Source organism: Epilithonimonas sp. UC225_85, assembly GCF_042695135.1.
Lineage (GTDB): Bacteria > Bacteroidota > Bacteroidia > Flavobacteriales > Weeksellaceae > Epilithonimonas.
Genome location: NZ_CP170547.1, coordinates 2,037,954 through 2,063,131, shown reverse-complemented (window position 1 = coordinate 2,063,131; position 25,178 = coordinate 2,037,954). Strand labels below are relative to the sequence as shown.

The 25,178-nt window shown below is 36.8% G+C and carries 23 protein-coding genes; 13 read left to right on the top strand and 10 right to left on the bottom strand.

Annotated features, from left to right (window positions below; genetic code table 11):
- The first annotated feature begins 13 nt into the window (after positions 1 to 13).
- Positions 14 to 1,870, top strand: a complete 1,857-nt coding sequence (locus ACFJGY_RS09475) for an ATP-binding protein (protein ID WP_379963252.1) — start codon at positions 14 to 16, stop codon at positions 1,868 to 1,870.
- Between the two features lie 30 nt (positions 1,871 to 1,900).
- Positions 1,901 to 2,272 (top strand): PleD family two-component system response regulator, encoded by a 372-nt coding sequence (locus ACFJGY_RS09470; RefSeq protein ID WP_379963250.1) that lies wholly within the window; start codon positions 1,901 to 1,903, stop codon positions 2,270 to 2,272.
- 64 nt (positions 2,273 to 2,336) lie between these two features.
- Here ACFJGY_RS09470 and ACFJGY_RS09465 read toward each other — a convergent pair whose 3' ends face one another.
- Positions 2,337 to 3,170, bottom strand: coding sequence for an aldo/keto reductase (locus tag ACFJGY_RS09465; protein WP_379963248.1), 834 nt, complete (start codon positions 3,168 to 3,170; stop codon positions 2,337 to 2,339).
- Positions 3,171 to 3,299: 129 nt separating this feature from the next.
- On the opposite strand from ACFJGY_RS09465, the gene ACFJGY_RS09460 reads away from it, so the two are divergent.
- Complete coding sequence (locus tag ACFJGY_RS09460; RefSeq protein WP_379963246.1) at positions 3,300 to 4,025, top strand: shikimate dehydrogenase family protein; 726 nt, start codon at positions 3,300 to 3,302, stop codon at positions 4,023 to 4,025.
- A gap of 37 nt (positions 4,026 to 4,062) precedes the next feature.
- A complete protein-coding gene (locus ACFJGY_RS09455; RefSeq protein WP_379963244.1) occupies positions 4,063 to 4,833 on the top strand; it encodes a hypothetical protein in 771 nt (256 codons plus the stop codon).
- On the opposite strand, the gene ACFJGY_RS09450 is transcribed toward ACFJGY_RS09455, so the two are convergent.
- Genes ACFJGY_RS09450 through ACFJGY_RS09435 form a run of 4 tightly spaced genes read right to left on the bottom strand, consistent with a single transcriptional unit; the run spans position 4,830 to position 8,823 of the window.
- Positions 4,830 to 5,312: a DNA-deoxyinosine glycosylase gene (locus ACFJGY_RS09450; RefSeq protein WP_379963242.1), complete on the bottom strand. Its 483-nt coding sequence runs from the start codon at positions 5,310 to 5,312 to the stop codon at positions 4,830 to 4,832. The two genes, ACFJGY_RS09455 and ACFJGY_RS09450, sit on opposite strands and share 4 nt — an antisense overlap.
- Before the next feature lies 1 nt (position 5,313).
- Positions 5,314 to 6,687, bottom strand: a complete 1,374-nt coding sequence (dacB, locus tag ACFJGY_RS09445) for a D-alanyl-D-alanine carboxypeptidase/D-alanyl-D-alanine-endopeptidase (protein ID WP_379963240.1) — start codon at positions 6,685 to 6,687, stop codon at positions 5,314 to 5,316.
- A 6-nt stretch (positions 6,688 to 6,693) separates the two neighbouring features.
- On the bottom strand, positions 6,694 to 8,043 hold the full coding sequence (locus ACFJGY_RS09440) for a T9SS type A sorting domain-containing protein (protein WP_379963238.1): 1,350 nt from the start codon (positions 8,041 to 8,043) through the stop codon (positions 6,694 to 6,696).
- Between the two features lie 42 nt (positions 8,044 to 8,085).
- Positions 8,086 to 8,823 (bottom strand): DUF6261 family protein, encoded by a 738-nt coding sequence (locus ACFJGY_RS09435; RefSeq protein ID WP_379963236.1) that lies wholly within the window; start codon positions 8,821 to 8,823, stop codon positions 8,086 to 8,088.
- 391 nt (positions 8,824 to 9,214) lie between these two features.
- On the opposite strand from ACFJGY_RS09435, the gene ACFJGY_RS09430 reads away from it, so the two are divergent.
- Entirely contained in the window at positions 9,215 to 9,850 is a 636-nt protein-coding gene (locus ACFJGY_RS09430) for a hemolysin III family protein (protein ID WP_379963234.1), read from the top strand.
- 2 nt (positions 9,851 to 9,852) lie between these two features.
- Here ACFJGY_RS09430 and ACFJGY_RS09425 read toward each other — a convergent pair whose 3' ends face one another.
- Complete coding sequence (locus ACFJGY_RS09425) at positions 9,853 to 10,761, bottom strand: AEC family transporter (protein WP_379963232.1); 909 nt, start codon at positions 10,759 to 10,761, stop codon at positions 9,853 to 9,855.
- A 262-nt stretch (positions 10,762 to 11,023) separates the two neighbouring features.
- Between ACFJGY_RS09425 and pruA the strand changes: the two genes are divergently transcribed.
- The 3 genes from pruA (at position 11,024) to ACFJGY_RS09410 (ending at position 14,092) form a co-directional block, all read left to right on the top strand.
- Positions 11,024 to 12,649 carry an L-glutamate gamma-semialdehyde dehydrogenase gene (gene pruA / locus ACFJGY_RS09420; RefSeq protein WP_379963230.1) on the top strand — a complete coding sequence of 542 codons (1,626 nt, stop codon included), beginning with the start codon at positions 11,024 to 11,026 and terminating at the stop codon, positions 12,647 to 12,649.
- Between the two features lie 151 nt (positions 12,650 to 12,800).
- Positions 12,801 to 13,406, top strand: a complete 606-nt coding sequence (gene pncA, locus ACFJGY_RS09415) for a bifunctional nicotinamidase/pyrazinamidase (RefSeq protein ID WP_379963228.1) — start codon at positions 12,801 to 12,803, stop codon at positions 13,404 to 13,406.
- The gene (locus ACFJGY_RS09410) at positions 13,406 to 14,092 is read left to right on the top strand and encodes a hypothetical protein (protein WP_379963226.1); all 687 of its coding nucleotides are present in this window, start codon (positions 13,406 to 13,408) and stop codon (positions 14,090 to 14,092) included. Before pncA ends, ACFJGY_RS09410 begins: the two co-directional genes overlap by 1 nt.
- Before the next feature lie 22 nt (positions 14,093 to 14,114).
- Here ACFJGY_RS09410 and ACFJGY_RS09405 read toward each other — a convergent pair whose 3' ends face one another.
- On the bottom strand, positions 14,115 to 14,630 hold the full coding sequence (locus tag ACFJGY_RS09405; RefSeq protein ID WP_379963224.1) for a DUF421 domain-containing protein: 516 nt from the start codon (positions 14,628 to 14,630) through the stop codon (positions 14,115 to 14,117).
- Positions 14,631 to 14,726: 96 nt separating this feature from the next.
- On the opposite strand from ACFJGY_RS09405, the gene ACFJGY_RS09400 reads away from it, so the two are divergent.
- Together ACFJGY_RS09400 and ACFJGY_RS09395 are read left to right on the top strand one after the other, a co-directional pair.
- Positions 14,727 to 15,170: a nuclear transport factor 2 family protein gene (locus tag ACFJGY_RS09400; RefSeq protein WP_379963222.1), complete on the top strand. Its 444-nt coding sequence runs from the start codon at positions 14,727 to 14,729 to the stop codon at positions 15,168 to 15,170.
- A gap of 17 nt (positions 15,171 to 15,187) precedes the next feature.
- Entirely contained in the window at positions 15,188 to 15,571 is a 384-nt protein-coding gene (locus tag ACFJGY_RS09395; RefSeq protein ID WP_379963220.1) for a hypothetical protein, read from the top strand.
- 31 nt (positions 15,572 to 15,602) lie between these two features.
- Here ACFJGY_RS09395 and ACFJGY_RS09390 read toward each other — a convergent pair whose 3' ends face one another.
- Positions 15,603 to 16,772 (bottom strand): proline dehydrogenase family protein, encoded by a 1,170-nt coding sequence (locus tag ACFJGY_RS09390; RefSeq protein WP_379963218.1) that lies wholly within the window; start codon positions 16,770 to 16,772, stop codon positions 15,603 to 15,605.
- A 258-nt stretch (positions 16,773 to 17,030) separates the two neighbouring features.
- Between ACFJGY_RS09390 and ACFJGY_RS09385 the strand changes: the two genes are divergently transcribed.
- The 3 genes from ACFJGY_RS09385 (at position 17,031) to ACFJGY_RS09375 (ending at position 22,748) form a co-directional block, all read left to right on the top strand.
- Positions 17,031 to 18,617 (top strand): helix-turn-helix domain-containing protein, encoded by a 1,587-nt coding sequence (locus tag ACFJGY_RS09385; protein ID WP_379963216.1) that lies wholly within the window; start codon positions 17,031 to 17,033, stop codon positions 18,615 to 18,617.
- A gap of 200 nt (positions 18,618 to 18,817) precedes the next feature.
- Positions 18,818 to 19,759 (top strand): tetratricopeptide repeat protein, encoded by a 942-nt coding sequence (locus ACFJGY_RS09380; protein ID WP_379963214.1) that lies wholly within the window; start codon positions 18,818 to 18,820, stop codon positions 19,757 to 19,759.
- Positions 19,760 to 19,868: 109 nt separating this feature from the next.
- Positions 19,869 to 22,748, top strand: a complete 2,880-nt coding sequence (locus tag ACFJGY_RS09375) for a choice-of-anchor J domain-containing protein (RefSeq protein ID WP_379963212.1) — start codon at positions 19,869 to 19,871, stop codon at positions 22,746 to 22,748.
- Between the two features lie 87 nt (positions 22,749 to 22,835).
- Here the strand turns inward: ACFJGY_RS09375 and purH are convergent, their stop codons facing one another.
- Together purH and purN are read right to left on the bottom strand one after the other, a co-directional pair.
- Positions 22,836 to 24,353 carry a bifunctional phosphoribosylaminoimidazolecarboxamide formyltransferase/IMP cyclohydrolase gene (gene purH / locus ACFJGY_RS09370; RefSeq protein WP_379963210.1) on the bottom strand — a complete coding sequence of 506 codons (1,518 nt, stop codon included), beginning with the start codon at positions 24,351 to 24,353 and terminating at the stop codon, positions 22,836 to 22,838.
- Positions 24,354 to 24,550: 197 nt separating this feature from the next.
- The gene (gene purN, locus ACFJGY_RS09365) at positions 24,551 to 25,114 is read right to left on the bottom strand and encodes a phosphoribosylglycinamide formyltransferase (RefSeq protein ID WP_379963208.1); all 564 of its coding nucleotides are present in this window, start codon (positions 25,112 to 25,114) and stop codon (positions 24,551 to 24,553) included.
- Between the last annotated feature and the right edge of the window lie 64 nt (positions 25,115 to 25,178).

Below are 25,178 nucleotides of genomic sequence, written 5' to 3'. Positions count from 1 at the left end.
TTTAATTATTCCAATGAAAAACTTTCTTAAAAGTAATATCTCTCAGGAATCACTGGCCCTGTTACTAACTCAGGCACCAGTTGCATTATCTATGCTGATGGGAGAAGATTTCACGATTAAGGTTGCCAATCCACAAATGCTGGAACTGTGGGGAAAACAGCCGCAAATCATCGGTCTTAAATTAATTGATGCTTTACCAGAACTGAAAGGGCAGAAATTTATTGATATATTAACCAATGTTATGACGACAGGAATTCCCTATAAAGGTTATAAACAGCTGGCATATATCATACGAAAAGGCAAAACTGAAGAATGTTACTTCGATTTTATTTATACTCCAATTTATAATGATGACGAAAGTAAAATCCTTGGAGTGAGTGTGGTTGCCACAGAAACTACAGATCAGGTTTTAGCCAAGAGAAAACTGGCTGAAACAGAGTATAAATTCGAAACGCTTATAAAGGAATCAGATTTCGCCATTGCAGTGTATAAAGGTGAAGATCAGATCATTGATATTGCTAACGATAGAATGCTGCAGGCTTGGGGAAAAACCAAATCGGTAATCGGAAAAAAAATAAGAGAAGGAATTCCTGAACTTGAAGGTCAGCCATTCCTGCAAATTCTGAAAGACGTTTACAGAACCGGAAAAACTTACTCTGCAACCGAAGATAAGGTTCTTTTGGAAAGTAATGGCAAACTACAGACTTTCTATTACAACTTTTCTTATAAACCTCTGAAAAATCAAAATGGTGAGGTCTATGCAATCCTTAATATTGCTACTAATGTCACCGATCTTGTGCTTGCCAAAAAACAAAATGAGGAAAATAAGAACAAGTACAGAAACCTTGCAGACAGCCTTCCTATCATCATCTGGACAGCAGATAAACACGGAAACATAGATTATTACAACAAAAAGTGGTACGAATATACCGGTTTTGAAGGATTGGATAACCGGGATAGTGCAACCCGAAAAATCCTGCATCCCGATGATCTTCCCAAAGCAATGGAAATCTGGAAAACAAGCCAGAAAAATAAAACCCCGTACGAAATAGAATATCAATTCAAAGACCGGACAAAAGAAAACGGCTACCGTTGGTTTCTTGGAAGAGCAGCTCCCATAAAAGACAGAGACGGAGAAGTTGTGCAATGGATCGGCACCTGCACTGATATTGATGAATTCAAACAGTTTCAGCAGCAGAAAGATAATTTCTTAGGAATCGCAAGCCACGAACTAAAAACACCGCTTACAAGCCTAAAACTTTACTCTCAGTTTTTAGAAAAAAATCTCAGAAAACAAGAGGACAACAGGAACGCTGTTGTTGCACTGAAGATGGACGAACAGATCAATAAGCTTAATAATCTGATCAATGATCTTTTGGATGTAACAAAAATCCAGAATGGAAAAATTCTTCTTAATAATTCTGATTTTAATTTTGACCAATTGGTACGAGAAATTGTTGAAGAACAACAGATGAGCACCAGTCACAGAATATATCTGGAAACTGAAACAATCGGAAATACCGTTGGCGACAGAAACAGAATCTCTCAGGTAATGAGCAATCTTATAAATAATGCTATCAAATATTCTCCTGATTCTGACAAAATACTGATTACAACGAAGTTACTGGAAAACAACACGATCTTTTTCTCTGTAAAAGATTTTGGGATCGGGATTCCCGAAGATAAAAAAGACAGGGTTTTTGAACAGTATTACAGAGTCAGTGGAAGCAAAGAACACACATTTCCGGGACTGGGTCTTGGGCTTTATATTTCATCAGAAATTATTAAAAGAAGCGGTGGCAGGATTTTTGTCAATACCACGGAAGGTAAAGGGTCTGATTTTTGTTTTGAGATTCCGAAAACCCAATAATACTTATTAATATTTATTTAAACTTTACAAATGTCAAAAAAAATTATTGTTGTAGATGATAGTCCTGCCATTTTAGACTCAGTTAAACTGATGCTGGATATGGAAGGCTTTGAGGTATCAAATTATGAAAAAGGTTCAGAGATGTTCAATTCTCTTACAGCATCTTCAAAACCAGATGTAATTTTGATGGATATGTGGTTATCAGGTGAAGACGGTCGCGATATCTGCAAAATGATAAAAGCACACGAAGATTTCAAAAGTATTCCTGTTGTAATAATGTCTGCCAGCCGTGGCTTGGGAGATACTGCCATAGAAAGTGGCGCAATCGATTTCATACCGAAACCGTTTGACCTGGGTGAGATTGTAGAAAAAATAAGATATTATTCTGGCAGAACAGAATAATCATAAAATATAAAAAGCAGTTTAAATAAATATTGAACTGCTTTTTTCATTAAATAAATTTCAGTTAGAAATCCACGGCTGATGGATTAAGTCCTGAAAAACCTGATTCTTTAAGAGTCTTCAAGGCTTTCATATCACTTTCAGAGATTTTGAATCTTTCGAAATGAAGATTATTTTTGATATTTTCAGGGTTTTCGGATTTAGGCAATACAACTACCCCGCATTGCAGACAAAACTGAATACACAATATTGCCGGAGAAACACCATAGTTATCAGAAATAACGTTTAATTCTTTATCTTTCAGCAATCTGCCGGAACCAATCGGACTCCAGGCTTCTATCACAATCCCATTTTCTTTGGAATAATCTACAGTTTCCTGCTGTGTATATCCGGGATGGAACTCGATTTGATTGACAACAGGAACAACTTCTGCCGTTTTTAAAAGAGCTCGAAGATGTGGAACAAGAAAATTACTCACACCAATGGATTTTACAACTCCTGATTTATATAATTCTTCCATTGATTTCCAGGTTGATGAATTAATCTCTTCCCAATTGTCGAACTGTTTTTCATTTGCAGGCCAGTGGATTAAAAGAAGATCCAGATAATCCGTTTTCAGCTTGTTAAGAGATTGTTCAACGGATTTTTTCACGCCATGATAACTCCTGTTGCTGTTCCAGATCTTTGTCGTAAGATACAGATCCGTTCTTAGGATTCCGGATTCTTCAATCGCCTCTCCTATCTCTGCCTCATTTCCATAAATATCTGCTGTATCAATATGTCTGTAACCATCTTCCAAAGCCAAATTTACAGTTTTCTTCACACCTTCTGTAGTCTGCCAGGTTCCAAAACCAATTTCCGGAATTTCTGTTCCGTTGTTAAGAATGACTTGTTTCATTTTTCTTAAATTTTTAATTTTTCCAATGCCAAAATTACGCCATCAAAAATGTATTTTAAAATTATTCATCTTATAGAAGAAGTAAAAAATAATGATGGTTTTTGTGATGATATTTTATAAATTTGAATTATGGAAAAACAGGAATTCGGTTTGCTTGGGAAGAATATTTCTTACTCATTTTCAAAAAAATACTTTGAGGAAAAATTCAGAAAATTATTTTTAAAAGATCATAGCTACAGTTTCTTTGACATTCCTGAAATCGAAGCTTTAAATTCTATAACAGAGAACCCAAATCTTATTGGGATGAATGTCACAATCCCCTACAAACAAGCCATTATTCCTTTTCTGGATGAACTCAGTGATGAAGCTTCACAGATTGGCGCAGTGAATTGTGTGAGCTTCAAAAACGGAAAAAAAATCGGCTATAATACAGATGTTTTCGGGTTTGAAAAAACATTGCTTATCAACAAAAAAGAGCATCATAAAAAGGCTCTTATTCTAGGCGACGGCGGTGCTGCAAAAGCGGTGAGATATATCCTGGAGAAACACCAGATTGAACATCAAACCGTATCAAGAAAATCAGAAATTAATTTTGAAAACTTGTCAGAAAATTTGGTTAGAGATTCGCTTTTGATTATTCAGACAACGCCAGTCGGCACTTTCCCAAATGTAGAAGATTCTCTTCCTTTTCCTTTTGATGCGATTACAGATAAACATTACGTCATCGATTTGATTTATAATCCTTCAGAAACTGCTTTCCTAAGAAAATCAGCAGAAAAAGGTGCAACAACGCTTAACGGTTTTTATATGCTGGAACAACAGGCAGAAAAGGCTTGGGAGATTTGGAGGGATTAAATTTTAGTCAGTTGATATAATTTGGAAATTAAAAATAATGAAATTAGATTGGATTATTGAAAAAGAGGATATTACAAAAATTATTGATTTTTGTAAATCTTATGAGGATACAGATTTTTATCAAATAAGACTTAAAAAAAATATTCAAAAAGAAAATCTCAATTTCAATAATGAATTCATTTGGAAAGTAATTACTGTTTGTCTTTTAACTACACAACAAAATTCAAGTTCAGAAAGCCCAATATCAAGATTTGCAAGATTAAAACCTTTTCCTTTTGAATTAATTAATTGTAAAAATCAAAAAGAAAATCTTGAATTTTTTATTTCAAAAACATTGTCAGAATTTTCAGGAATTCGCAGGCACAATAATATTGCGAATGAATTAAAAGTGAATTTTGATTATTTAGAAAAGACTCAATGGAAATTATTTGATGAAATAAGGTCAGTTTTAGTTGAAAAAACAGAAGATAAAACAGAACAAATTGAAAAAGAGAAAACTTATGCTGAATTGATACAAAGCAATTTAAAAGGCTTTGGACCAAAACAAGCTAGAAACTTATTACAGATTTTAGGATTTACTGTTTACGAAATTCCTATTGATTCCCGAATTGGAAAATGGCTAAATGAATTTGGGTTTCCTATAAAAATTTCTGCAATAGCTTTACAAGACAAAAATTATTATAATTTAATTTCCGATGGAATTAATAATCTATGTGAAAGAGCAAACATAAAACCTTGTCTTTTTGATGCTGCAGCTTTTATAGCAGGAGACAAAGGTAAATGGACAAAAGAAAATTCAATCTTTTAAATAATCCTTATAACCTTCCAACTCTCCAGCTTCTCATCAAACTTAACTGTATGAAGCGGACTTGTTGATGGTAGACAAACAATCGGAATTTTAAAATCCTTACCCAAAATCTTCACAAGGTTTTTATAAGATTTTTGTCCGTTGCAAAAAATGGTTTTGATATTTGGATAATTTTTAATTAGTTCAGGAATATTATTATCAATTTCATCCTTTATTTCCGTATCGCTGCTACCCTTCCTTTCACAGCTTTCGATGACATCCCAAAGTGCAATATTATTTGTTTTTAGTAAGCTGATTCTTGCCTGATAATCTTGAGAGAACTCAGCATCAAAAAGATGAAACATGATTTTCCAGAACTGATTCTGAGGAAATGCATAGTATTGCTGCATCTGAAGAGATTTTGCACCCGGCATCGATCCGAGAATTAATATTCTGGAATTCTCATCTACAATTGGCGGAAAGGAATTAATTCTGTTCATTTTACTTCAGATTATCCAAAACTTTAAATAAAGCATTACTAATACTTCCGCCTTGGTAATTATTAAGAATGATCGAAAAAACATAATTTTTTCCATTTTTCGAAGTTTGATAACCTGCAAAAGACTTGCTGTCCTTTATCGTTCCGCTTTTCATTTTGATTCCATTTTGTGTCGGAAAACCCTCATAAAAAGCATCAAACCAGCTTTGCTTTTTCGAATATATCAGTGCCTGAACCTGAGCCTTTGGCGAAACATAATTCTGTGGCGAAAGCCCGCTTCCGTCAGCAAAATTGATCATATTTGGGTTGATTCCTTTTGATTTCCAAAAGTCTTTAAGAAAATCAACGCCAGTTTCAAAAGTTGGATCATTACGTTTCTCTTTTGCCATTGTTTTGATTAATGTTTCAGCGTAAAGATTAATGCTTTTCCGCATCAGCCAATAAACGATCTTATCAAGTGTTGGCGATTTATATTCGAAAATGACATTTGCTGACGGAGCTTTTGAAACCGATTTTCCTGCAAGTCTTTCATTGTAGTAAGTGGTTACTTTCCCTGAAACTGAAATTCCGTTTTCTTCAAGTAGTTTTTTGACTTCAGCAGCTAACTGCATTGGCGGATTGGGCGTTGCGCCAGAAACGGTTGTAGTTTTTCCTCCAGGTAACATCCCGTTGATTAAAGCCGTTTCGGAATGCGGCGCGGTGAAGATCAGACTCTGGTCAGAACTTCCACCGGTTTTCAGGTCGTTGATCCAATTGACATTGTCCAGATCGTAAGAATAGTTCTTGATTTGATTCCCGTTAATATTAATATCAAACTGATTTTCTTTCCAGTTCACCCCAAAAGTTCCTGCGCCGTAATAATTCCCAAGATCGTTCCAGGGCCAGCCGCCCGGCGTGCTTTGGAAATCGAAATAAGAATCATCCACAATCAGGTCTCCGGTAATTTTTTTGATGCCGGATTTCCTGATCGCTTCTAATAATTTCTGCTTAAAATTTTCCGGTTTGTAAGCTTCATATCGCCAGCTTCCCAAAGTCGGGTCGCCGTTGGAGGTGATGTAAAAATCGCCCTCCAGATTTCCATTAGATATTTTACCTGAATATGAAGCCGTAGTTTTCCACTGATAATCTTTTCCTAAAGTTTCCAAAGCCGCCGCAGATGTGAAAATCTTCTGCGTGCTTGCTGTGGAAAGTCCTTTATTCCCATTAAATTCATAAACAAGATTTCCATTTTCATCCGAAACGTAGAAAGAAAGATTGGCTGACAAAGCATTAGAAGCCGACATCATTTCTTTTACAGATTTGTCCAGATCAGCTGAAACCGATTGGGAAAAATAAGTTTGTGTAACGAGTAATGGAATTAAAAGGAAATACTTCATCAATGTTTATTCTTTAACTATTTTATCCGAAATAACTTTGCCATTCTCCAGTTGTGCTTTTATGATATAAATACCCTTTGCCAATCCATTAACAGAGTATTTCTCAGATGCAGGATATTCCTTTACAAGCTTGCCATCCAGAGAGTATAACTGTACTTGTTTTATTTCTTTGCTCTTGATAGAAAAATAATCTCTGGCAGGGTTTGGATAGATCTGTATTGCTGAAGTTGTGGCATCAGAAACCGCAAGCACGCAACTTGCTGTTGTTATTTCTCTTGGACTAAGAGCACTTACTACATAACCATCTCCAAAGTCTCCACCTGTATTATTTCCCCAAGCCCAACGAGAACCGTCCGTTTTAAGAGCCATTCCAAGATTACCATTTGCTAAAATAATTTTCCAATCATTGGCTGTACCTATTCGGGTAGGAATAGTTTTACTAATAACGGTTCCATCTCCTAATTGCCCAATGTAGTTATCTCCCCACGCCCACATTGAACCGTTTGTTTTCAGGGCTAAGGTATACCGCGATCCTCTAGCAACATTTTGCCAATCATTGTCTGTACCTATCCTGGTAAGGATAAATCTAATTGTTGTAGTGCCATCTCCTAATTGTCCATAATCATTCTTCCCCCAAGCCCAAAGTGAGCCATCATTTTTAATAGCCATTGAAGTACCATCACCTGCAGTTATACTTTTCCAATCGTTGTCAATACCAATCATATTAGGTATCTTAGTATTTTGTGTGGCATAATCTATATACCAATAAGATCCCCAAGCCCAAAGTGAGCCATCAGTTTTTAGAGCTAATGTATGATAATAACCAGCGCTTATACTTTTCCAATCATTGGCTGTGCCTATTCTTTTAGGGACATATGAATTTATAGTAGTATTATTTCCAAGCTGCCCACTGTAGTTATCTCCCCAGGCCCAAAGCGAACCGTCAGTTTTTATGGCAAGTGTATGTTGCAATCCTAGTGCAACTTCTTTCCAGTCTGTATCCGTACCTATTCTGGTAGGTATAAGCTTGTTTTTTATAGTACCGTCACCTAATTCCCCATTACCGTTGTATCCCCAAGCCCACAGCGAACCATCATTTTTAATTGCCATGGTACGGCCATGTCCTGCAATCACAATTTTCCAGTCGGTATCAGAACCTATAGGAATAGGACTAAATGTATAATTAGTGGTTCCATTTCCTAATGATCCATATGGGTTTCCTCCCCAACCCCACAGTGTACCATCAGGTTTAATACCTAATGTACTACTTCCCGTTGAGATACTTTTCCAGCATTGGGCATTAGTATAAATACAAAGAAAAACAAGGATTGATGTTAAAATTAATTTTTTATTCATAATATATTGTTTTTTATTAATGGTTATTAGTCTTTAATTTAATTATGCCTCTCCGGGCTTAGGATCATCTCCCGACTCATCAGGCACTGTTACCAGCAGATTATACTGCTCTATCAGCGCATTCAGTTGGTTGATGACTATATTGTAGGGCGATGGCGGCGTTTCTACCAACAAATGTAGTGCATTGATCCTGTCTCTCAAAGCATAATAGGCAGTATTCGTTTCTTCTCTTTTTAATTTTAAAGTTTCCGGTGTGGCGTTGCCATAATCCTGGGTTCTGTCCAGATAGCGGGTACTGAATTCCGTATTAATAGTTTTCAGTTCTTCTTTCCAGGATTTCAAATTAAGAGCTTCAATGGCTTGGGTCAGTTCCGGTTTGTTTTCCCAGTCATTGATCAGGTTGGTAAGCGTAGAAGTTTCTGCCTGATAGTTAAGCCTTGCGATACCAGAACCGTAGAGACTTATATTTGCTAAAAGTTTGTTGGCAGACTGTTTGGTTGCCAGGTCAAAATGATAGGAATTTGCCAGTGCCGTGTAATATATCCCATTGATGGCAGCATCTCTCCTTTCATCTAAAACCACAAGCTCCTGAGAGATCGGGTTGGCAAGCACTTTTTTAAATAGACTTTCCAACTCGTCTGCTTTTGCAGAGAGTGCATCATACTTAGATTCTACCTGCAAAGCGGCAGGATCATTTCGGAAAATAACAGACAAGAAGTCTTTTTGGAATTGGAGATAATCTGCGTTTCGCAAATTTCTAAGATCAATTGAATCAATCATTTGTAAATGTTTTTATTAGCGATAAAGATAGTAAATATTTCCCTTGTTTGAAAGGTTAACCCAAGGCTGCTGCAACCTTCCCGCTCTGGCGGACAGCCTGTTGCAGGGGTGAAGCAAGCTTTCCGGAAGAGCGGATAGGCTGTTGCAGGGTTGCGACGCATTTTCCGACACGGCGGAAAGTCTGTCGCAAGGGTGCAGTAAGCTTTCCGGAAAGGTAGATAGGTTGTTGCAGCTGTGTTTTAAACTTTAGAGTGCTTTTATTCAATGCTAAGATCTATAAACTTAATATTATGATCTTAACTACCTACTTTCAACTATTAAACTTTGTTAAAATAAAAGCAGTTTATATCTCATAAAAAGTTTAATGATTAACTTTAATAAAAATTAGATTATGCCAAAGAAAAACCGCAAAAAAGAAGAATTATACAATGTCATCACCCACGGTTTTGGTATTGTTCTCTCGGTGGCGGCTTTGGTTCTGATGATTATTTATTCTGCCATTAGCGGAAACGCCATTGCTATTGCATCTTCTCTGGTCTTTGGATTGAGTTTGATTCTGCTCTACTCTGCTTCTACCATCTATCACGCTGTTTATAAACTGAAATGGAAAAAGATCTGCCAAAGAATCGACCATCTCAGCATCTACGTTTTGATCGCCGGGACTTATACGCCGGTCGCTCTGTTGGGACTGAAAGGCGTCTGGGGCTGGAGTATGTTTGGCCTGATCTGGGGGATGGCACTGATAGGCTTTATCTTCAAATTTTCGCCACTCAGAAACAATGAAAAGATCTCCCTTTCTCTCTACGCTTTGATGGGCTGGGCATCTATAATCGCCATCAAACCAATGATCGAGAATCTCTCAACAGGCGCTTTGACATTTATTATTCTGGGTGGGTTGTGTTATACTTTTGGGATCTATTTTTACGCAAAAGATAAAAAGCCATTCTACCATCCAATCTGGCACTTGTTCGTTTTGGGCGGAAGCATTATGCATTTTTGTGCCATATTCTTTTTTATTCTGCCCTGATATCAAAATAGCAATTCTATAATCTGAAACCAGATTGCACTGGTTACAACACCAATACTGATACTGATCCCAATAATTAAATTCACCAGTTTGGTATTCAGACGGAACTGCTCCGCAATGATACTTGCCGTGACCACAGTCGGCATCGCCGCTTCAAAAATGCTGATCTTTGCAATATCTCCCTTGATACCAAAAATTAATGCTAATAATAAAATCATAATGGGTGCAAGAATCAATTTGTAAAGTAATGAAGTTGAGATCTGCGGAATCAGCTTCCTCCATCCACCGAATTTCAACTGCAATCCAACCGAAAATAACGCCAGTGGGATTACTGTTGCAGCAAGCTTATCAAACAATGGAGATGCAAAATCGAGGTTGATGAACTGAGATAAAATCAATGCGCTGATGCATCCCAAAAACGGGGAAAATGTGAAAAGCCGCTTGAGAATAAAAACAGGACTTACTTTCCCTGACTTACTTCCACCCTTCACAGCAGCGATAATTCCCATTGAGGATAACATGAAGAACATGGTCTGGTCACAGATGATTGCAATACTGAGATATTGCTCTCCATAAAATGCAGCGATCAAAGGAAACCCGATAAACGACGTATTACTGTATCCGCTTGCCAGCTCCAAACTACTTCTGGAACGCGCCGAATAGTTCTTTATCCGGGAATATATCAGCATAAATGTCCAGCTTCCAAAAGCAATCAGAACTGTACTCAAAATCGGAAAGAGCATTTCCGGAGACCAATCGACTTTTGGCAGATATTTGAATGATACTGCAGGCAAACCCAGATAGATGATCCAGGTATTAATCCCTTTGTGTGCATCCGGATGAATAGTTTTCGTTGATTTGAAAATCATTCCGGCAGCAATACAAATGGCGATCAATACAAAATTTATCATTCAGTAAAGTTAAATATCTCACAAATTTAGTTAGCTCAGACCAAATAGAATGTAAAATTTGTAAAAATCAACAACAAAAATTATTAATAATTGATTGAACAGATTTATCTTTTTAACATAATTAAAGTTAATTATAATCCGATAAAAATTTAAATATGAGATAGATACGATTTAATCTAATCCTCAATTAATAAAAGAAAGTTAATCAATTGCAGTTCTTAAATCCTTATCGTAAATTTGGGGAAATTAAAAATTTAAATTTATGTCTAAAGCCATTTCTCAAGTGCCTTTTGCACAAAACGAACCCGTAAACGCTTATGTTCCAGGCTCTGACGAGGTAAAAAGCCTTATTTCTACTTATAAAAAAATGTGGAAAGAAAAGACCGAAATCCCAATGGTGATCGGTGGAAAAGATATCAAAACAGACAAAAAAATACAACTGAGCTCGCCTCAGGATCATCAGCACGATTTCGGATTCTATTACGAAGGCGATATGTCACACGTAGATCAGGCCATAGAATCTGCTCTTGCTGCAAAAAGTAAATGGAATGCGTTAGGTTGGGAACATAGAGCAGCAATTTTCCTGAAAGCGGCTGACCTTCTAGCAGGGCCTTACAGAGATGTGATCAATGCAGCAACGATGATCGGGCAATCTAAAAATGTCCATCAGGCAGAAATTGATGCAGCTTGTGAATTCATCGATTTCTTGAGATTCAATGTAGAGTTTATGACGGATCTTTATTCCGAGCAGCCGGTTTCTGATGCAGGGATCTGGAACCGCGTCGAGTACAGACCATTGGAAGGTTTCTGTTTTGCGGTGACGCCTTTCAACTTCACCGCAATCTCAGGAAACTTACCGGCTTGTATGGCAATGATGGGAAATGTGGTCGTTTGGAAACCATCTGACAAGCAGGTTTATTCAGCTAAAGTAATTATGGACGTTTTGAAAGAAGCTGGTCTTCCGGATGGTGTTATAAATATGATCTTTACAGACGGAAAAGAAACTGCCGAAAAAGTTTTGGCTCACCCTGATTTTGCAGGATTGCATTTTACAGGTTCTACAAAAGTGTTTCAGGGAATGTGGAAAATGATCGGTGATAATATTCATAACTACAAATCTTACCCAAGAATCGTTGGAGAAACCGGTGGAAAAGACTTCGTAATGGTTCATCCATCTGCGAATATCGAAGCGGTTGCAACAGGTTTGGTAAGAGGTGCTTTTGAATATCAGGGTCAGAAATGCTCCGCAGCGTCCAGAGCTTACGTTCCAAAATCACTTTGGAATGAGGTAAAAGCGGTGATGGAAGCTCAGATGAAAACCATCAAAATCGGTTCTCCTGAAGATCCATCAAACTTTGTAAATGCAGTTATCGACAAGAATTCTTTTGAAAAATGCAAAGGTTACATTGACAGAGCCGAAGCTTCAAATGACGCAACCGTTGTAATAGGTGGAAAATATGATGATAAAAAAGGCTGGTTTGTACATCCAACTGTTATCGAAACAATCAATCCTTATTACGAAAGCATCGTTGAGGAAATCTTCGGTCCAATTTTGACGGTTTATGTATATGAAGATGAAAACTGGGAAGATACTTTGAAATTGGTCGACACTTCGACTCAATATTCTTTGACAGGCTCTATCTTTGCACAAGACAGATACGCAATTGATGAGGCTTACAAAGCTTTGGAAAATGCTTCCGGGAATTTCTATATCAATGACAAACCTACGGGCGCAGTGGTTGGTCAGCAGCCTTTCGGAGGATCCAGAGCATCCGGAACCAATGACAAAGCGGGTTCTAAAATGAACCTGACACGTTGGGTTTCCGTGAGAAGTATCAAGGAAACTTTTGTCTCTCCAAAAGATTATAAATATCCATATTTAGGATAAAATATTAATAAATTTCAGGAGCTTAATCCCGCTTTCCGTTGCAATTTTTTTTTCAAAAAAGGATTTCCACTGCAATCGGGGCTAGGCTTTTGACTTTTATACAACCTTCGGTATTCGTTCAGACGATTACCACTTTTAATCAAACTAAAAAATGAAAAAAGCATTAATAATAGTTGACGTTCAGAATGATTTCTGCGAAGGCGGCGCTCTGGAAGTTCCAGGTGCAAACAGTATTATTCCGTACATCAATCTGCTGCTGGAAGAGAATGAATATGATGAGATTATTCTAACTCAGGATTGGCATCCGGCAGATCATAAAAGTTTCGCTTCCAATAATGGAAAAAACATCGGTGAAACAATCAATCTTAATGGTGTTCCTCAATTTATGTGGCCGGATCATTGTGTTCAGGAAACTTTCGGTGCAGAATTCCATAAAGATCTGAACCGTGAAAAAGTAACGCACATCATCCAAAAAGGAAAAAATACGGAGATCGACAGTTACAGCGGTTTTCAGGACAACAATCATTTTATGAAAACCGGATTGGAAGATTATCTGAAATACCACGATATCCAATTGGTCGAAATCGTTGGTTTAGCTTTGGATTACTGCGTGAAATTCACTGCAATTGATGCTTTTAATGCCGGATTCATCACTTGCCTACACTTCAACGGAACAAAAGCAGTGAATGTAAAACCGGACAGTGCTAAGAATACAATTTATGATTTGGCTGAGAAGGGAATTACTATTTTAGCTTAATGGAAAATTCTATCTTTAGAAAAAGCATCAACAAAGCAATTATAGAAGAAATCGCTTTTGTTTTAGAGGATAATCACATTCCTTTCAAACTAGTAAACAATGAAAAATATTTTGATGCAACTTTTGTAACGGATGCGAGCAAAATTGAATATCAAATTATGATCGATCGTGCTGATTTCGAAAAAGCCGAAGAAATCATGACTGATTATTATGCCCAAAATTTGGAAATTCCTGAGGATTATTATTTAAAAGATTTCAGTGATGATGAGCTCCGAGAAATTATCTTTAAAAAGGACGAATGGAATGAGTTTGATTATGAAATGGCAAAAAAACTGTTATCGGAAAGAGGTATTATAATTTCTGAAAATGAAATTAATCAGATTAATTCTGAAAGATTGGAATCACTCAAGAAGAATTATGATAAGCCTGAAGATGTTAGAAATCTCATTACCCTTGGTTACATTTTCTCAATTATTGGATGCCTTGCTTCCTTTTTTATTGGTTTTCTTCTGTTTATAAGTTACGGAATAAGCCTTGCGATTCTGAAATCGAAGAAACAACTTCCAAATGGAGAAAGAGTTTATTATTTTAATGAACAAGACAGAAGACACGGGAAACGCATTCTGATTATCAGCATTGTCTTTACAGTTTTTTGGACAATTTTTTTTGCTTATAAAAACAATTAAGACTGGAAATTTCCGGTCTTTTTTATGGATTGAATTTCCGTTTAATTTTGGTCTTATGTCTGGAATAATGCGTTTGGTGGCTATCTTTATCTATTGACACAACGCTAATATTACCATCAACTTCCAAAATTGCCAATTTTACTTCAGAAATGGTTTCTATACCGTGTTCGTGGATGGATTCCGTCAATTCATCTTGTGAGATCTGAACTTTCTTTAAAACATCCGGAAAAACCTTTCCGTCCTTAACTAAGATATAAGGCTGGTCTTCTATCAGTTCTCTGACAAACTTATTCTTAAATATAAATTTCTTCACGATAAAATTAGCTACAAACAAAACCAAAGCCGCTACAATTCCACCTTCCAGAGTGTTATTGGGGCCAACCATTGCATTCTGGACGGCATTGCTTATTAATAACAAAAGAATCACATCACCAGCATTAAGCTGTGACAATTGATTTTTCCCGAAAACCCTTACGGCAATGACCATAAAAAAGTAAACAGCAAGCGAACGGATGACGATATCAAGAATTGGATTCAAAGTTTGAAAAATTTATTAAATAAAGATAGAAAATAAGTTCAATAAGAATTCACAAGAAAGTTCATTATCTTTGATTTAGAAATATATTAAATCATTATGATCAAGAAATTATTAGTAGCATTAAGTTTTTTAACCGTATCATTTATGTTTGCACAAAAAAATAACGACCAAAAAGCCGTTGCTGAAGCTTCCGAAAAATTAAGATCAGCAATGATCAGCGGTGACAAAACCGTTTTGGAATCTTTAATTCTCCCCGAACTCACTTACGGACACTCCAGCGGTCATATTGATAATGCCATTGAATTTGTAGAAAAACTGGTCAGTAAAAAATCAAATTTCCTGACTATTGAAAACACAAACCAATCCATCCAAATTGTTGATAAAACAGCGATTGTCCGAAATCATTTATTTGCAAAAACGGCAGACTTTGGAAAAGAACCAGGCGAAGTAAATCTGGATATTTTATATGTTTGGTCAAAGACTAAAAGTGGTTGGAAATTGTTGGCTAGACAGGCTGTGAAGGCGGAGAAGAAGAAATAAATTAAGAATAAACGAAAATGAAAGCCAATTTAATATTGTTAATTCTTCTATCTATAAACATTTTTGGACAAAAGTCTATTCTAATTTCTAATGGACAAATTTCAAAATCAAAGATTGTAAAAATTAATTCTATAGATTTTGATTTAATTTTAAAAAATAGAGATACAATTTATTTAGCAACAACAGATAGTAAATTTATTATTAAAGAAGGATTGAATGTTGGAAGTAAAATTTCAGAACTTCCTTTAGAAATAAAGCAAAATTTAACTAAAGAAAATGGTTGGGGTTATTTTTATAATTTGCCATCAGGTTGGTCCATTGCATTTTGTGAAGGAATATCCTGTACTGAAAGTTATCCAACAGAAAATTCAAAAATAAAGTGGATATTCAAGAGAAAATAAAATGAAAAAATCCGCCTCACAGCGGATTTTCCTATTTCGATTTTCTTCTTTTCAATTCTTTGTCAATCAGTCCCAATTCCCGTCCGGTTTGTCCGGCAACAGAGGTATTTTCCTGCGCTCGTCTTGTAAGATATGGAACAACATCTTTCACAGGTCCGTAAGGCAGATATTTGGCAACGTTGTAATGTTTATCGGCAAGATAATAAGTAATGTTATCACTCATCCCGTAAAGCTGTCCAAAATAGATGTGCGGATTGTTGTGCTCCAGATTGTTGGCCTGCATTTTATCCATCACCAATTCGGAGGATTTTTCATTGTGCGTTCCGAAAAATGCTGAAACCTTATCCAAATTAGCCATTACAAAGTCAATTCCAGCATTGTAATTATCATCGGAAGCTTGTTTGTTTGGCTGGATTGGGTCTGGGTAATTTTGTTCCTCCGCTCGTTTTCTTTCCTTCTCCATATAAGCGCCACGAACAATCTTATAACCAATGAAATAGCCTTTTTCTTTGGCTCTTTCCAAGTGTGCGTTCATATATTCCAAACGGCCGGTTCTGTACATTTGGATGGTGTTCCAAACAATGGGCTTTTCCTGATTGTACTTTTCCATCATCTCCTCACAAAGTTGGTCGGCAGCATCTTGCATCCAGGATTCTTCGGCATCTACCATTACTTTTTTATCGTTTTCGAAGCAAAGTTTGCAGACTTCGTCAAAACGTGTCACTACTCTATTCCATTCTTCTTTCTGGCTGGTTGTGAGTTCTTTACCTTTTCCGACTTCTTCATAGATATCAATTTTGCCGAAAGCCGTCGGTTTGAAAACTATGAAAGGAATCGCCGGATTTCCAACTGAAAATCTGATGATATCTTTGATTTCCTTGCAAACGGCATCAAAAACTTCCTCTTCTTCTTTTCCTTCTATCGAGTAATCGAAAATACTTCCGACGCCGCGTTTGAACATCTGTTTTACGACTGACATACTTTCCTCGCGAGTTTCGCCACCGCAAAACTGCTCGAACAAAGTTTGCTTTACAATCCCATCCACGAACGGAAAATTGTTTCTAACTGTAAAATTAAGTAGTGAAACGCCGATATTCGTCAATGCAGGTTGCTCAATCGCTTTGAACATCCAGTATGCTTTTCTCAGCTGAGCATCCGTTTTATCGGCAAATGCGAGCTTTGTGTCATTGAAAATACTCATTCTTAGAATTTGTCCCAAAAGTAAATATTATTTCGATTTGAGGATGGATTTTAAAGCTAAATTTTATCATCATTCTTATTTTTTAAATTTGGAGTTGCTGCGAAAAATATTATTGCAAAATTTCACATTTGGATTTAAATATTAAGCAAAATTAGCTTTGGAAAAGTTAATGTATAGGAATTAACAAAAATATCACCTCAATGCTATGAAGAATTATCATTTCTGACCTTATATTTGTAAATTATATGCTTTGCAACGATGAGATTGAGGAATGCGTTTTTGGAACAAAAGATTCTATTTGCCAACAGGTTTGTTGTTCTGCTGATGCTGACTTTTGGAAATCTTATGTTTTCTCAAAAACAGTCGGAAAACGAAGATATTTACAAAAATGCACTGGGAAATCTGTACACTCATCCGGAAAAGACCATTACAATTTCCGAATATCTTTCTATCAATGCAGATTCTGATGAACAGCGATCCAAGGCTTTGAACCTAAAAGCTGAAGCCCTTATATTACAGGGAAATAACATTGTGGCACTCAACGCACTTTTAGAATCTCTTCATTTAAATGATGATTCTATGGAGCTTTTACAGACTAATCTTATCCTCAGTGATCTTTACAGAAGATTGGGCATCATTCCAAAAGCGAAGGAAAGACTAAACCTGATTGAAAGTAAAATCCATAATAATCCTACTGATACTCCTGAAAAAATAGGCTTATATATTGATTTTCTCACGACAAAATCTATTTTGCTTTGCGAACAGAAAAAATATGATGAAGCAATAAAAGTCATTGATGATAATCTTTTGACAACATTTTCTTATCAATTTCCATATCAAGTTTCCAAATCATATAATCAATTAGCGAAAGCTTATATGATGAATCAGCAATGGGACAGATCTTTACAATATGCAGAAAAAGCATTACAATTGTCCATAAAATCCGGCTTGGAAGAAAACTTTATTGCTTATGCCGAGTTAGATGTTTCAAAATTGAATTTTATAAAAACAAACAAACAGCAATACCAGAGTGAGATTCCTAAACTTCTCATCTTGTCAGAAAAAGTCAATGATATAGTTTTAAAGAAGAACATCCATCAATTTTTAGCAGATCTGTACTTATCAGAAGGTGACAATACCAATTATCAATTGCATAACCTGAAATATCTTGCACTCAATGAATCTATAAATTCGGCTCAGCAAAAAGCCAGCGACCTGATACTTTCGCTCACGGAAAGCGAGCTTAAGACAAAAGATGAGCAGAGATACAAAATCAATCACATTTTAATCTGGATCATCGCTCTTGCAATTATCATACTGGGTCTTGTATTTTTGTTCAGGCTTAAGACCCGGAAAAATTATAATTATTATAAAGAATATATCAGCAAACTGAAAAAAACGCACGAAGAAGAGGAAGTAATTGTCACAAATAAAGAATACATTCAGGAAATCGCTAAAATTCCACAATTTATTCCTGAAAAAACCGAGCAGATTCTATTGGAAAAATTACTTTTCTTCGAGAAAGGAACAGATTTTACCAAAAAAAGTCTCACCCTACATTCGATGGCAAAAGAACTTGACACCAATACAAGGTATCTTTCGGAAATTGTAAATAAACACAAACAAAAAAATTTTAATTCATACATCAACGAGCTGAGAATCAACCACATCATCAATAAACTTCGTAATGAGCCTTCTTTTCTGAACTATAAGATCAGTTATCTTGCAGAGGAAAGCGGATTTTCTTCCCATACTTCGTTTTCGACCGTTTTTAAAACCGTAACAGGAATTTCGCCCAAAGAATTCATCAGCTTTATCAAAAAAGAACTTTCCATAGCCAACTGATCATGAAAAACCTTACCCAAAAAATAAAAAATGTATTAATAGCCCTATGTGTTCTTTTTATAATTAATTCGCAGTCTTTCTCAGCACAGAAGCTAAATGAACCTAATTTGGATTCCTTGTTTCTGATGATGAACTCAAATCCTGAAAAGGTGATCCTGCTAGGAAAAGAGCTTTATAAAAAATATAAGGGAAATCCAAAAATGGAAATTTCTGTCCTTACGGTTATTGGCAGCAGCTATTCTGTGAAAAAGGATTATGAAAAAGCAATAGAATATGCTTTCAAAACAAGAGAAATCTCGCAGAAAATAAATGATTATCCCACGCAGATCCAGGTTGCAGGATTCATTGGTGAAAAGTATCATAATCTCAACATCTACAGCAAAGCAAAGTATTATGCGGACGAGGCCTATGAATTGATCGAAAAGCATCCTCTACCCGACTCACTGAAGTTTTACAAAGGGAACGTTCTTTTTTTAAAAGCATTGATCTACCGCGATGAGCTGGGATGTGATTTTGCCCAGACCTATTACAATAAAGCACTCGAAGTCTATATACCGGCACTGAAAGGACGTGAAATGCTGCGTTTTTCCATAGCGGACATCTATAATGAAATTGGAGGTTGTTTCTTGGAAGAAAATAATTTGAAATCTGCAAAAGGAGCCTTTGAAAAATCACTGCATTATGCTGTAAACGGAAATTATGCACTTCTAAACGCAGAAAGTCTGGCGGGATTGGGCAGGGTTCTTTATTTGCAGAAGGATTATAAGAAAGCCAAACAAGAATTTGATAAAGCCATCCAGATCTTAAAGTCCAACAATGTAGAAAATGCCAACCCCGAGGTCTATAAATATATTTCAGAAAATTATTATGCGTTGAACGACATCGATAATCATACCTTATATTTGAATCTCTATAAGCAGAAAACCAATACTGATATCAGTGCCAAAAAAAAGTCCGTCAACCAAATTATTGTAAAGCAAACGGCAGAGGAAAATTCTAACAATGGTAACAGCGGCAAATATTGGATCATCACCATTCTCTGTATTCTGATAGCATTGGTTCTCTATCAAATAATCCAAACAAAAAACAAGATCAGAAAACTGAAAAAACAGATTTCCAAAGACAACAATCACTCTATCTGATCACATAATCGCAAAGTTCTTTCAAAAACAGTGAATATTTCTTCATTTTTAAACTATAAAAATAGGAATTACAATGCTCCAGTCCTATGTTTGTTGCAAAATGAAATATATGAACAAAGCATTAACTTTTTTCTCTTTGTTGAGCATTCTATTCACTTTTGGACAGACAGATCCGGTATCGCTTCCGTATTCCAATAGTTTTGAAACAGAAGCCGAACAAACTTACTGGTATAACATCAATACAGGCGCAGGCACTCCCTGGGCAATAACTGATGAAACGAGCACCGTTTACCAGCCTTCTCAAGGCCAATTCTATGCCCGGGCACAGAGCGACTACGAAAATGGAGGTTCGGCGTGGCTGATCTCTAAAGGTATTAAGATCGAAGCAGGGCATAACATTGCTTTAGATTTTGATTATCGATCCGGTTTGAGCACTGCTTTTCCCGTAAAATTAAAAGTAGTTCTAAAACAGCAACCCATTCCTACTTTGGAAAACGCTACAGAATTATGGGTGAATGAAGAGATCCAGATCAATACTTACCAAAATGTACACAAAACTTTTGAAGTCCCTCAAACCGGTACTTATTATTTGGCTTTCTACTTTTATCCGGATCCTAATCTGGGATATTTAAGTTTGGATAATATCAATTTGTACGAAGAATTATGTCCAAAGCCGGTGAATGTAAAATCAGTTCCCGGACAGGCAACTGCTGATATTTTCTGGGAATCCGCTTCTGTTCCAGGTGCCGGTTTCGAGTATGTCATACAAAGTCAGGGAACAGGCATTCCTACAGGATCAGGAACTCCCGTGCAAGGGACATCTACAACTGCTCAGGGTTTGCAGCCACAAACACAGTATGAGCTTTATGTAAGATCTGTTTGTGTACCAGGTTCGGTGTACGGAAAATGGTCGGGTCCTGTAGCTTTTAAAACCTATCCGGCTACAACGGCAGTTCCCGTAAATTTACCCTACAAGGAAAGCTTCGAAGGGGAAAGCCATTGGGCACTTCTGGAACCGATGGTTGGAAACTCGTGGGTAAGAAGTGATTCCGATGCTGGCGGTCTGTATGGACCTTCAGACGGAGATTATTACCTGAGACATGATGACATCGATAATAATTCAAATTCCTGGGTTTTCTCCAGAGGGATCAATCTTCCGGCAGGAAAAGAAATTACGTTGCAGTTTGATTACAAATCGAGCCAGGACGAGTATTATCCTCAAAAAATGAAAGTGGTTGTAAGCAAGGATGCTTTTCCGTCCGGAAAATCCGTTCAGATCTGGGATAACAATTTTATCCAGAATTCAAATTACACGACAGCTACAGTAACATTTACCGTTCCAGAAAATGGCGTTTATTACTTAGGTTATCAGGCTTATTCGGATGCAAACTACGGTTATCTGATGTTTGACAACGTAAAAGTTTCAGACAAAGAGTCTTCTCCTTGCGAATATATCCTTCGTCTCAAAGATTCTGAGGGAGACGGCTGGAACAACAATACGATGAATCTTTATGTAAATGGTGATGCTGTTTTTACAGACCTTACATTACCAATTGGTGACGTACTGGATTTCCCTTTCCAAATAAATTCCGGTGATGCTGTTACTACTATATGGAACGGCGGAAGCCATAGTGGATATCAGACCAGTTATGAAATTTTGGATTCAAATGGTAATGTTGTAGGAAGTGCAAGTGAGCAAAACATCAGTACGCCAATCATTGCTTCCTGCCCGAACTGTGCAAAACCATCAAAAGTGGTAGCAAATTACGGACAGACGACGGTAGATTTGACTTGGGATTACCTCACGCAACCGGCAAGTGGATACGAATATGTTGTACAACCTGCCGGCACCGGCACACCATCATCAGGAATAACTGTCAGCAACAATCAGGCTCACGTAGAAGGTTTATCTCCGGAAACTGCTTACGAAGTTTATGTAAGATCCAATTGTGGCGAAAATAATTTCAGTTCATGGTCTGGGCCTGTTAATTTCACTACTTTGCCAAGTCCGGGATCAGCAGTTAATCTTCCTTACAATTACGGCTTCGAAAACGAAGATCAGTGGATTACCCAATCCATATCAAGAAACAATCAGTGGATGATAGATCAGTCATATCCTGCAACCGGAGAATTTAACGGATCTCAAAAATTTAATTATTATTTTGATGCTAATTCCTGGTATTTCTCAAGAGGATTAAATCTACAGGGTGGAAAAGAAATACTGATCAAATTCAAATACAGATCCATAGGAAGCAACGTTCCGATGAGCCTTAGCATTGCTGATAAAGCTTACGCATTCGTTCAAAAAGACAACGTTATATGGAGCAAAAATGTAAGCAGTGATAAGTACGAAGAAGCCATTTTATCTTTTACGCCAACAGCTTCAGGGGTTTATTACTTAGGATTCAATTCATTAGCAACTAAGGGAACATCAGCACTTATAGATGATATCCAGGTATATATGGTGGGCTTGCCAGATCCGCCGGAATGTGAATATACTTGCCCGGAAAATAAGACTGTTTATACAAATCCTGGTAATATCGGAGCAGTGGTTAAGTATAATTTAACCTTTGCTTGCGAAGGTGCATCTACAGGTGTCTTTTCAGTATTGACAGAAGGCTTGCCTTCAGGCGCAATTTTCCCTGTAGGAGAAACAACGGTTAAGCACAACCTGATTTTCAACGGAGAGGTTATTGATACCTGCAGCTTTGTTGTAAAAGTTGAAGAGAAACTTGGAACTGCGGACAATACGAAAGATAAGGGTCTTCAATATTATCCGAATCCTGTTGTCGATAAACTGACGGTAAAAATGGATGGCGACACGATTGATAATATTACAATATATAATTTTGCAGGGAGCGTTGTCAAATCTGAAAAGACCAATGCTAAAACAGCAAACATTGATATGAGAAATTTATCTTCCGGCGTCTATATCGTGAATGTAAGAACATCAACCAATGTGAAATCATTCAAAGTGATAAAAGAATAAAACACGAATAATTACAATAAGAAACCCCCGATTGAATATCAATTGGGGGGTTCTTTTTTTATTTAAATTACAAATAAAAATAATTTATCAATGTAGGAAATGTCTCATTCCCGTAAACAACATCGGAATATGATGCTCATCCGCAGCCTCAATGGAATCATTGTCTCTCATACTTCCACCCGGCTGAATAATCGCTTTAATGCCTTCCTGTGCGCAGAAATCTACCACATCCCGGAAAGGAAAAAACGCATCAGAAGCCAAAACCAACTCGCCATCGAATTTCTCTTTGGCTCTTTCAATCGCTTGTTGCGTTGCCCAGATTCTGTTCACTTGTCCACCACCGATTCCAATGGCTTGAACACCATTTGAAACTACAATTGCGTTGGATTTTACATATTTCACAACTCTTTGTGAGAACAATAATGCTTTTCTTTGTTCGTCTGTTGGAGCTGTTTCTGTAACTAACTTTATATCTTCTGAGAATTGGTCGTCAGCGCTTTGAACCAACATTCCGCCGTCGATTTTCACCCAGGCTTGTTTATCAGTTACAGGATTTTTAATTTTAATGATTCTGAGGTTTTTCTTCTTTCTAAGAATTTCCAGAGCATCTTCGTCAAAGTCTGTTGCCATCACGATTTCAAGGAAAGTTTTGTTCAGTTCCTCTGCCGTTGCAGCGTCCACTTTATAATTCATTCCGATAATTCCGCCAAAAATGGAAACCGGATCGCATTCAAACGTTTTGGTATAAGTTTCCAAAGCTGAAGTTCCAACAGCAACGCCGCAAGGTGTAGAGTGTTTTACAGCACAACAAGCCAATTCATCTTTGAACTCATTCACCACTTTCCAACACAAATCCATATCTCTCAAATTATTGAAAGACAATTCTTTGCCTCCCAAAATTTCAAAATCTTTCATTGCGCCATTTTCGAAAGTCGAAGTATAATAAGCGGCTGATTGATGCGGATTTTCGCCGTAACGTAAATCTGAAACCTTTTTGTAGGAAGCATTCAGGTAAGTTGGATATTCTTCGTCCAAAAGCATTCTGGAAATTGCTGCGTCATACGCAGATGTCAGATTGAATACTTTTCCGGCTAATTTCTTTCTAGTTTCAATGGTCGAATCGCCACTTTTTGATATTTCATTTTTGATGATTTCGTAATCGTTCACATCAGTAAGAACTACAACCGAATTAAAATTCTTAGCGGCAGAACGCAACATTGAAGGCCCGCCAATGTCGATGAATTCTACTTTTTCGTCAAGAGAAATTTCTTTGTTCACGTTCTCGAAAAACGGATAAAGATTTACGATGACCATATCAATCAATCCGATTCCGTACTCCTGAACAGTTTTCATATGTTCCTCGTTGGAACGAACCGCCAACAATCCGCCGTGAACTTTCGGGTGCAGGGTTTTCACTCTGCCGTCCAGCATTTCCGGAAAGTCTGTGACTTCATCGATTTGAATTGGACTCAATCCGGCGTCTTTCAAATGTTTGAACGTTCCGCCGGTGGAAATCAATTCGTAGTTCTGTTCTTCGAGAAATCTTGCGAAATCTACCAAACCGCTTTTATCAGATACGCTGATAAGTGCTCTCTTTTTACTCATACCTTCTCTTTCAAATTTTACTTTTTACAGTTTTATCCAAACTGTGATTTACCGGTTCTTTCACCTCCGGATTTACTTTTTATTTTACTTAGATTTTATATTTGCTTCATTAAAGTTATTTTTAATTAAAAATTATAAATAATTACAAAACAATTATTTACATGATTTCAATTAATTTTTACTTTAATTAATTAATATTATTTATTTAAAACTATATCAATGGCTTTTGGGTAAATATCGTACTCAATTAAATGAACTTTTTCGGCTACTTTCTCAGCTGTATCATTTTCATCAATCTCAAATTTTCCTTGCAGAATCACTTCGCCTTCATCGATTCCTGAGGTCACATAATGTACACTTGCGCCACTTTCTTTTTCACCAGCTTCGATGACTGCGTTATGAACGTGATGTCCCCACATTCCTTTTCCACCAAATTTCGGCAACAAAGCCGGATGAATATTAATAATCTTTCTTTCCCATTTCTCACAGAATTCTGGTTTCAGGATGGATAGAAAACCTGCTAAAACAATCAAATCTGTGTTCTCTAGAATGGCTTGTTCCAGATTCTCGGCAAAGTCTTTTCCACGTTTGATTAATTCATTCGGAATTTGATGTTTCTGCGCTCTTTCCAGTCCGTAGCATTCTCGGTCGGCAATGACCTTGATGATTCTTGCATTTCGGATTTCTCCGTTGTCAATACAGTCAATAATCCTTTGAAGATTGGTTCCTGAACCTGAAATTAAAATACTAATGTTCTTCATTATTTATCTTGTCCTCTACTCACTAGCCCAGATAGTAGCGGCATCCTTTTTTGTTTATCTTTTC